At 61.8% G+C, this 8,520-nt stretch carries 6 protein-coding genes and 1 pseudogene; 3 read left to right on the top strand and 4 right to left on the bottom strand.

The annotated features are described in order from the left end of the window. Positions 1 to 25: 25 nt before the first annotated feature. The 4 genes and pseudogenes from P5205_18150 to P5205_18165 form a co-directional block, all read right to left on the bottom strand. Positions 26 to 1,318: a Gfo/Idh/MocA family oxidoreductase gene (locus P5205_18150; protein ID HSA12285.1), complete on the bottom strand. Its 1,293-nt coding sequence runs from the start codon at positions 1,316 to 1,318 to the stop codon at positions 26 to 28. Between the two features lie 15 nt (positions 1,319 to 1,333). Beyond that, a complete protein-coding gene (locus P5205_18155) occupies positions 1,334 to 2,110 on the bottom strand; it encodes a sugar phosphate isomerase/epimerase (protein ID HSA12286.1) in 777 nt (258 codons plus the stop codon). Positions 2,111 to 2,247: 137 nt separating this feature from the next. After that, positions 2,248 to 3,090, bottom strand: a complete 843-nt coding sequence (locus tag P5205_18160; GenBank protein HSA12287.1) for a sugar phosphate isomerase/epimerase family protein — start codon at positions 3,088 to 3,090, stop codon at positions 2,248 to 2,250. 100 nt (positions 3,091 to 3,190) lie between these two features. Further along, positions 3,191 to 4,066 (bottom strand): annotated as a pseudogene (locus P5205_18165) (neutral zinc metallopeptidase). Between the two features lie 274 nt (positions 4,067 to 4,340). On the opposite strand from P5205_18165, the gene P5205_18170 reads away from it, so the two are divergent. From P5205_18170 to P5205_18180, 3 genes are all read left to right on the top strand, one after another. Continuing rightward, positions 4,341 to 5,606, top strand: a complete 1,266-nt coding sequence (locus P5205_18170) for a tagaturonate epimerase family protein (protein HSA12288.1) — start codon at positions 4,341 to 4,343, stop codon at positions 5,604 to 5,606. A 263-nt stretch (positions 5,607 to 5,869) separates the two neighbouring features. Beyond that, positions 5,870 to 6,805: a trypsin-like serine protease gene (locus tag P5205_18175; GenBank protein HSA12289.1), complete on the top strand. Its 936-nt coding sequence runs from the start codon at positions 5,870 to 5,872 to the stop codon at positions 6,803 to 6,805. A 93-nt stretch (positions 6,806 to 6,898) separates the two neighbouring features. Then, complete coding sequence (locus P5205_18180) at positions 6,899 to 8,449, top strand: arylsulfatase (protein HSA12290.1); 1,551 nt, start codon at positions 6,899 to 6,901, stop codon at positions 8,447 to 8,449. Positions 8,450 to 8,520 lie beyond the last annotated feature (71 nt).

Here is an 8,520-nt window from a genome sequence, read left to right on the forward strand (position 1 = left end):
CCGAGGCGGCGATGTCGCGTGGTGATCAGGCTATCTTTGGCAATTCGTAACCTTTGCGGCGCGGACGAGACTTAAGAGCGTTGGCCTCGGCGTCGCCCACGAACTCCTCCTTGTCCGGGTTCCATCGCAAGCGCCGGCCCAATTCGCGCGCAATGTTGGCGAGGTGGCATAACGTGGAAGACCGGTGGGCTATTTCGACATCGGCATTTGGCCGCTTGCGGGTGCGCATGCAATCAATCCAGTTGTGCATGTGGCCCAGCGCAGGATAACCCGTGCCTTCCGGGTGGCCGGCAACCAACTCGGGCGGATCACTTTGCACCTTGTTGAGGAAGAACTCGATTCTTCCTTTTTCACCGTGGTAAATAGCGCCCCAGAAATCGCCGTGTCCTTTCGGGAGGGTCATTTCGAGCCGCCGCCCATCGGCGTAGCGCATGAAGATGGGACTAAGCGCATCGCCCGGTTTGTCCGGCCAAACTTCAACCGGCCCGGTGTAATCCGTTCCGAGGGCGGCTTGGATCATGTCCAGCGAATGTGTGCCCCAGCCGGTCATGCCCCACGGGAGTCCGCCGCCGTCGTACTCCCACCACTTGCCCCAGAGCGGGCAGCTCGGATGAAGCTCCGTGGGATCGTACGGCACCAGTGGCGTTTGGTTGCACCACATGTCCCAGTTCAGCTCCTTTGGCACTGGCTGGCCGGGTTTTGATTCGCGCCGGACCGGCGGCTCAAAATTGTGAGCGATCACCTTCTCAATCCTGCCGAGCCCGCCGGTGCGGACCAGGTTGTTGACCCAGCCGTAAAGGGGCAAGGTGCGGCATTGGGTGCCCACCTGCAATACGCGCCCGTGTTTGCGGACGGCTTTGACGAGGACTTGCCCCTCTTCGATGGTCAACGTGAGAGGCTTCTCCGCATAAACGTCCTTCTTTGCCTGGACCGCGTGGATGCAGGCGAGCGCGCGGGCATGCGTCGTGGTAGTTACGAACACGGCGTCCAACTTCTCCTTTTCCAGCATCTCGCTGTAATCCTGATAGCGCTTCCAGGTTGCGAACTGCTGGGAGTACTTAGGCATGCTCTTCACCGCCTTGCCGAAAACCGACTCCGCGCTCATTTGCCGCAGATCGCAATCAGCCAGGGCCACCACCTGCAATTGGGGTGGCGCCTCGTAAAGCAAGGCGCTGACTCTTCCACCGCAGCCAATGACCCCGACCGCGATGCGATCGTTGGGCGCGGGCTTCGCCGCCGCGCCAAACACCGAACGGGGAACAATGCAGGGCATCGCGAGCCCGGCAGTGACGGATTTAAGAAAGGCGCGTCGTTTCATGGAATTGGTGATTGGTTACTTTGTTTGCCGCGCGGCGAGGCGCGCTGAAAGTCCTTTCCAGGCAGCCATAGACCGCGTGAGATTATCGCGCGCATCGCCGGGAATGCTCACACATTGCAGTCCTATGGGGCCGCGGTAGCCCGCGGCGATGAATGGTCTTAGGAAATTCCCCACATCATAAGAACCGCTGCCCAGGTTCTCATACGTGCCCTCGGGAGAGGTTCCGTTGATGGTGACCAGGAACAGGTGCGGCATGGCATCTTTCACCAGGGCATCAAGATTGCCCTTGGGATCAGTCCAGAGCCAATGAGCGAGGTTAAAACAGACTCCTAAATTCCTGCACCGCGCGTCGCGTGCGATTCTAACCGCGTGGTCAATCCGCTCGCACCAGATATTTCGATGGGGGTAAATGGCAACACGGACCCCGTATTCCAGGGCGACGCCAGCCAGTTCACGCGCCAGTTCCACCGCGCGCGCATCCCCGGCCGGGGAAGACCGCGGCAGAGCTTTGCTCTGAAACTGGATCAGTAGCAGCGCGTTGCGACCCTTCAATTCCTTGATGGCTTCCTTGAGACTGGCGGGGTAAGTCTCGCCCGGATCCACAAAAATATCGTACGGCTGCACTGCGGCGGCGAACATCTCGAGGCCCTGCGAATGCAGGGCGCGAAAGGCCTCTTTCATTCCGCTGAGCCCGCCGAGGTACATCGAGCCTGGATAGCCGAGGTCCTTGAGCAGTTTGGCCTGGGCATCCCGCGAACCGGAGACCTTCGGATCAATGTGCTCGAAGTTCATGGCGAAAAAGGCGTTTCGCAGAACCTCCGGCGCGGCCTCGGCTGCCGATGAACAATGAATGGCGCTTTGGGCAACCAGGGTGAGGGCGGCCAAACCAGCAAACGCACGCGCCCGTCTCAGACCATTGGCGCGCATGACTAGCTCTCCAATCCCAGGCTGTCCATGAAGCGATAGGACGCGGCAATGCCTTGGTCAATAAACTCCGGCGTTGGATCGGTCGTGCCAGGCCCGAGGAATTGAATTTCCAGGCTATACGGACCGGTATAACCGACGCGTTTGAAAACCTGAGCGAGCTTCTTGAAATTGACCTCGCCCTCGCCCAGCGGCGGGAAGTCCCAGTTGCCCTTGCCGCCACGATGGTCCTTTATGTGAACGTGGACAATGCGGCCACGCAGGTCCTTTTCGCAGGATTCCAGATCGGCGACTGGATCCAAACCGGTATAGAAGCGCACGTTGGCGGCATCGTAATTGAGCCCGAGATTCGGGCGGCCGATCTTGTTGCACAAGGCCAGGGTTGCGGCCGCGGTTTCCGTCAGGCCGGCATGGCTTTCCAGCCCGATCTGCACCTTGAGTCTTTCGGCGTAACCGACAAGGGCGTCGAACTCCTTGTAGAACCTGTCCACTTCTTTCAAATCCGAGGTTATGCCGATGCCCGTGTTGACGATGGGAACGCCGAGATAGTTCGCCAGATCAATGCGGCTTCGCAACCGGACGAAGCCTTCATGGGCAACATCAACGTCTTTGGCCAATTGCGGGAATTGCGCCACGTCGGCCCGTTTGCCCATCAGAGGCCAGCCGAGATCCACATGACCGGCGATGCTGGCGATTTTGAGGCCAAAGCTCTCCGCTTGCTGGCCGAGCCGATTCATGTCCCCCGCACTCATGTATTCGGGGAAAATGTGGTCGCAGTAACACGAAATGCAGGCTACTTCGATCGTCCGGAAGCCCGACTTGGCGATGCCCTCCAACGCACGTTCCAATGATTGTTGCCTGTAGGATACAGTTCCGCAAACCAGCCGCGTCTTCATGGTAGTTGATATGTTGCTCGTAGTCCCCATTCGTTCAGCGTTGTGGTTAGTGTCAGCGCTGCGTGTTCATGCTTACTTGAGGTTTAACCATGCTGAGCGTGATTCCTCCCTGGCCCAGATCGCCAGTTCTGAATCCCCTGAGGAACGAGCCCTTGCGCTGTTCGGAGGTGCCGTGGGTGAATGCGTCGGGCACCACATAGCCCTGCGATTTCATCTAGATCCGGTCATCGCCGACAGCGGCGGCGGCGTTCACGGCCTCTTCCACATCCCCTTCTTCCAGGATCCCCTTGGTCTTCTGCGCATAGTGGGCCCAGATGCCGGCGAGAAAGTCCGCTTGCAGCTCCAGCTGCACCAGGTGGCGATTATACTCGGCTTCACTAACCCTCCCGCGCAGGCTCTGCAATTGCGCTGAGAGGCCGCATTGATTCTGCACATGGTGTCCCACTTCATGGGCAATGATATATGCCATCGCAAAATCGCCGCCAGCTCCCAGCCTTTGCTGCAACGCTTGGAGAAAAGACAGGTCAATATAGACCCGGTCATCTCCCGGACAGTAGAACGGACCGGTCGCAGACGAAGAGTAGCCGCAGGCCGAATCAACGGAACCGCTGAAGAGCACGAGCTTTGGTTCCCGGTAGGTCTTGCCACTCTGGCGAAACAGAGCCTGCCAGACGTCTTCCGTGTCCTTCAAGACTACCGAGGCGAACTGCTTCAACTCCGCTTCCGCCTCGATCACCCGGGAGTCGGCAGGTGCAACGCCGCCAGTGGACTGAAGCGAATTGAGAACTTCGGTAGGATTGCCGCCCAGCAGCCAAACCAGACCTACGACCAGCAGGACTCCGACGCCGCCCCCCGCCGCCACTTTCGCGCCGCCTGAGCTCCGACGGTCCTCAACGTTTGCACTCTGTTCTCGACCTTTCCAACGCATAGCGCCGTCTTATGACAAGTCGCCCGTCCGTGTCAAGCCCGGACACCCCGGAGATACTGGCAGCAGCGCAAAGATAACTTGAGGTGGTTAAGTGCGCGAAAGCCCGCGAGGGCGAATCTCCACCCGACTCACCCGTAAATCCGCCAACAACCGTGCTCTTGCTGGATAACGCGCATCTCTCGGCAAGTGTGACCGGATAGGGTGCCGAGGTTTGAGGATGACAGGGGGCAGGTATGATGTTTGTCTAAAGGGACGAACTGAACGGGATGACTCTATGAGCGAGGAGCTAACAATCGGCAAGTACTCACTGGGGGTGGGCGACCGGTTTGCGCGGCAGGCGGCCGCGCAGTTGCGGGCCTGTCTGAAGGCGGCGCAGCAGGGGGTCGAGGTGATCCCGGTGTGGAACAAGTCGAACCGGGAACACCTGATCATCGGGTCCGAGCCGGGGAGCACGCGGTCGGCAGCGGACGCGGCGGTGAAGGCGTTGGGGTGGAAAGGGGCTTACTATGTGGACGCTGACCACATCGGGTTGAAGACGGTGGACCGGTTTGTGCCGCATGCGGACTTCTACACGATTGACGTCGCGAACTGGATCGGGAAGCCAGCGGAGAAGGAGGCGATTGCAGCGTTCGCGCGGCGGCACGGGGAGCTGGCGGGACGGGTCGAGATTCCGGGCCTGGAGCGACAACTCGAGCTGGGGCCGGCAGACCTGGAGCGAGTGGCGGGGAAGTACTTGCTGGCGGCGCAGGAGGCGGGGCGGGTGTATCAGCACGTGGTGGGGCTGAAGGGCGAGGGGAAGTTCATCACCGAGGTGTCAATGGACGAAACCGACAGCGCCCAGACGCCGGCGGAGTTGCTGGTGATTCTGGCGGCGCTGGCCGACGAGGGGATACCCGTGCAAACAATCGCACCGAAGTTCACGGGGCGGTTCAACAAGGGAGTGGATTACGTGGGCGAGGCCGGGCAGTTCGAACAGGAGTTTGCGGAGGACGTGGCGGTGGCGGCATTTGCGGCAAACAGTTACGGGTTGCCGGGGACGCTGAAGCTGAGCGTGCATTCGGGGAGCGACAAGTTCTCGCTGTATGGGCCGATCCGGCGGGTGCTGGGGCGGTTCCAGGCGGGGGTGCATGTGAAGACGGCGGGGACGACGTGGCTGGAGGAGGTGATCGGCCTGGCGGAGGCTGGGGGCAAAGGTCTGGCGCTGGCGAAAGAGATTTACACCGGGGCGCTGGAGCACGTGCGGGAGCTGTGCGCGCCGTATGCAACGGTGATTGATATTGATGAGGCGAAGCTCCCGACAGCGAGGGCGGTGGCGGGGTGGAGCGGGGAGCAGTTTGTCGGAGCGCTGCGGCACGAACCGAAGAATCCAGCGTTCAATCCGCATCTGCGTCAACTGCTGCACGTGGGCTACAAGATGGCGGCGCAAATGGGGGCGCGCTACCTGGAGGCGCTCGGCGAGTGCGAGGCGCACGTCTCGCGGAATGTCACGGAGAACCTGTATGCGCGGCACCTGAAGCCGCTGTTTCTGGACAGCGATTGATGGGCAGGACAGGCGCGCGAGCATCTTGCCCGCTTGTCTGGCCCGCAATCCGACAAGCGGGCAAGATGTCCGCGCTCCTCCGGCAGCTTCATGCATACGCGCTTTCATCCCTGGGCGCGGTCGGGATGAGCCTTGCAATCCTTCGTCACACGCGCATAGTTCAGAACGGCGTCGGCCCGCTTGAAAGGTTGGATTGGGGAATTCGGCCCAAGACCCCAGTGTGCCGCTGCCTTCGATCATTGGAACAACCTGGTCTCAAGTCTATGAATAGAACCCCAGCCTCCACCGGAAGCCGCTCTTCTCTCGTCCGTGCGGCGGTTCATACGCCGAGCCTGGTCATCCGTTGGCGCCTCGCCGCGTTATTCTGCCTGATCACTGCCTTTGCCATCCCGGGTGCAACTTCGGCTTGGGGCGTCACCAGGCGGGATGACCAACCGGACCAAAGCTACCTGGACCTTGCGGCCAGCCCGGACTACGCCAGCGTCGGGACATTCTCCAGCGGACTTACCGGTTGCGGCACATTAATTGCGCCGGATTGGGTGCTGACCGCCGCCCATTTGTTTCTCCAGAGCTCAGGCACATTCACCATCAACGGGGCGACCTACTCCGCCAACCAGTTGATCAAACATCCGCAATATGTAAGCGGCCGGGAGATGCAGGGTTACGACATCGGCTTGGCTCATCTCACCACACCTGTTCCGAGCGTCACGCCCGCAACCCTTTACAGTTCATCCCTCGAACCCGTCTATGTCATGACCTTCGTCGCATTTGGAATGACCGGCACGGGTCTGACCGGCGCCAATACCACGGATCTCAAAAGGCGCGCCTGCCAAAACTTGCCGGACGGCGACTACGGCAGTCCCGCCGTCTTGTTGGGCTCGGACTTTGATAATCCTCACTCCCCCGCGGACAGCGATTTCGGGGACCCGGCCCCGTTGCCGCTCGAGGGCCTGCCCGCCTACGGTGACAGCGGCGGCGGAGTGTTTCTGACCGCCGATGCGAAAACCTATCTCGCCGGCGTCATCTCCTTCGTCGCCAGCACCGACGGGCTCGGCAACTCAAACTACGGCGACGTCACCGGTTTCGGGCGAGTGTCCGCCTTCAGGGACTGGATCAACCTGCGCATCCCCGAGCCGTCCACCGCCGGCCTGACCGGCCTCGGAGCAGCGTTCCTGTTGTTATATCGGCGACGCAAATAGCCGCGGCGAACCCGTGCGGAAGCAGTCAATCCAATGAACCCGCGCGATTCCAGTGCAGGCGTCCTGGGGAAATACTGGCGGTGCGCACATCGCATGCTTCTGGCTGCGGCCGTGGGAGCGCTATGTGGGGCAGCGGGCAGCGGGTTGGCGGCCGAGCAACCCACCCTCCGGCCCAACATCGTCCTCATCATGGCCGACGACATGGGTTACTCGGACCTCGGGTGCTACGGCAGCGAGATTCGGACGCCCAACCTCGACCGACTCGCCCGCGAGGGCTTGCGCTTCACTCAGTTCTACAACAACGCCAAGTGCATCCCCACCCGCGCCTCCATCCTCACCGGCCTTTATCCGCGAGGGTTGCGGGCGCGGCTGACAACCAACATGGTGACCGTGGCGGAGGTCTTGCGAGGCGCGGGCTATCAAACCGCCCTCAGCGGCAAGTGGCACCTGGGCCCCACAGCGCCGCACCGGCCCATGGACCGCGGTTTCGACGAGTTCTACGGCCTGCTGGACGGCTGCTGCAACTACTTCGACCCCGCCCGCCAGGACCCGCCATTCGAGGGCGGCCGCTTCCGCATCTTCGCCCACAACCGCCAGCGCATCCGGAACTTCCCATCCGACTTCTACACTACTGACGCCTTCACGGAGCACGCCGCGGCGACGCTGCGACGGTTCGCCGCAGCGGGCAAGCCGTTCTTCCTGCACTTGTGCTACACCGCGCCGCATTCGCCCATCCAGGCGCGGCCGGAAGACATCGCCCGGTATGAGGGCAAATACAGCGCTGGCTGGGACGCGCTCCGGCGGCAACGCCACGCCCGGCAACTCGAATTGAAGCTGCTTGACCCGAAGTGGGCGCTGCCGGAACCCGATGAAATGGTCTACAACTGGAGCACCGCAAACCAGCCGTGGGAGGACCGCCGCATGGCGGTGTACGCCGCGATGGTGGACCGAATGGACCAGAACATCGGCCGGCTGCTGCAAGCGCTCGCCGACCTGAACCTGGAGACCAACACCGTGGTCATGTTCCTCTCCGACAACGGCAGCAGCAGTGGCGAGGCGGGCGGGCGCGATACTTCCCAGTTGGCGGGGCCGAAATCGAGCTACATGAACGTCGGGCCGGCGTGGGCCCATGCGCACAACACCCCATTCCGGCGCTACAAGCTTTGGCTGCACGAAGGCGGCATCGCCACGCCCTTCATCGTGCGCTGGCCCAGCGTGGTCAAGCCCGGCACCCTCACACACCAAATCGGGCACATCATAGACGTGCTGCCCACCTGCCTGGAACTCGCCGGCGCCAAATACCCGCGCGAGTTCAATGGGCAAGAAATCCTGCCCGTCGAAGGCCGCAGCCTCGTGCCTGCCTTCCGGGGCAAGGAAGTTCGCCCGCCAGACCTGCTGTTCTGGGAACAGGACGGCAACCGTGCTGTGCGCCAGGGCAAGTGGAAACTGGTCTGGGACGTCGAGCTCAGGCGCTGGGAACTCTACGACCTCGAAGCCGACCGGACAGAAACAAAAGACCTGGCCGCAAGGCACCCTGCCAGGGTCAGGAAACTGGCTGCGGCCTACGACCGCTGGGCCAGAGCCACCGGCCACACCGGGGAGCCACCGACCAGGAAGCCCGCCCCGCAGAAGTCCAGCCAGTAACAGCCCCAACGCCCGGACGAAGAGTTCTGAGTCAGTCCGTCAACGGTTTTGTTGAAAGTTATTCACCGCGC

Source organism: Candidatus Paceibacterota bacterium (genome assembly GCA_035452965.1).
In the GTDB taxonomy this organism is placed as follows: domain Bacteria; phylum Verrucomicrobiota; class Verrucomicrobiia; order Limisphaerales; family UBA8199; genus UBA8199.